The 1,278-nt window shown below is 61.8% G+C and carries 2 protein-coding genes; both read left to right on the plus strand.

All coding sequences use genetic code 11. The features are described 5' to 3' along the window. The coding region (locus tag HNH97_RS14605) for an oxidoreductase (RefSeq protein WP_456305402.1) at positions 1 to 504 on the plus strand (504 nt) is incomplete at its 5' end. Positions 505 to 520: 16 nt separating this feature from the next. Next, a partial coding sequence (locus tag HNH97_RS14610; RefSeq protein WP_171791365.1) for an aldehyde dehydrogenase family protein occupies positions 521 to 1,278 on the plus strand: 758 nt, incomplete at its 3' end.

The following is a 1,278-nucleotide window of genomic DNA, read 5'->3' on the forward strand; positions in this document are numbered from 1 at the left end:
AGCCTGTCCAACCGCCTGCGCTTTCTGCGTGAAGTAGTGGAGGCCGTCTCCGCCGTGGTTACGCCTGGCAGGATGGGCGTTCGGTTTTCCCCGCTGTTTGGTACGACCACGGAAGAGCGCGTGTATCTCGGCCTGCTGGAGGACAATCCGGCGGAGACCTACACGCAGGCCGTGCGTGTGCTGGCGGACGCGGGCATTGCCTATGTCTCGCTGGCCGAGGCCGACTGGGACAATGCGCCCGAAATGCCGGACACCTTCCGCGCCAGCGTGCGCGACATCTTTGGCGGTCGCATCCTGTGCGCGGGCCGTTACGACCTGCACAAAGCGCAGCATGTGCTGGCGCATGGATGGGCGGACATGATCGGCTTTGGCCGGAGGTTCATTGCCAATCCCGACCTGCCCGCGCGGCTGGAACACGGCTGGCCACTCAATCCGCTGGACCCGGCGACGATGTATGGCGGCAACGCGCATGGCTACACCGACTACCCTTTTCATAATCAATAAACAGGGAAACGGACAAATGAGTTTTTACCAGACCCTCAACCCGACTACGGAAACCGTGGAACGCACGTTCGAGCTTCACACTCCCGCGCAGATGAAGGCGATTGTCGACCGCGCGGACCATGTGTGGAAGACCGACTGGAAAAAGCGCGACATCGCCGCCCGCAAGGTCATCATGTCAAAGGCCGCCGGCCTGCTGCGCCGCGACCGGGTGGCGCATGCGCGCCTGATCGCGACCGAAATGGGCAAGGCGCTGCCTGACGCGCTGGAGGAAATCGACATCACGGCCGATATCCTGTCCTTCTACGCCGAGGGCGCGGCAGAATTCCTTGCGCCCACGCATCTGAAGGTCAAGGAAGGCCATGCAAAGATCATCAACCAGCCTCTTGGCGTGATTTACTGCATCGAGCCGTGGAACTTCCCCTATTACCAGCTTGCCCGCGTGGCGGGGCCGAACCTGATGGCGGGCAACGTGGTCATCGCGAAACACGCGCCCAACGTGCCGCAATGCGCGCTGGCGTTTGAAAAGCTGTTCCACGATGCAGGTGCGCCTGTTGGCGTCTATACCAACATCTTCCTCGACAACGATCAGTCCGCCGAACTCATCAAGGATTTCCGCATCCGTGGCGTCGCCCTGACCGGTAGTGAACGCGCGGGCCAGACGGTTGCAGCCGAAGCAGGGGCTGCGCTGAAGAAAGACACAATGGAACTCGGCGGCAGCGATGCCTTCATCGTGCTGGATGATGCGGACCTTGAACTGGCGGTCAAATGGGCGAC

This window comes from Gluconacetobacter entanii, from assembly GCF_013155425.1.
Lineage (GTDB): Bacteria > Pseudomonadota > Alphaproteobacteria > Acetobacterales > Acetobacteraceae > Novacetimonas > Novacetimonas entanii.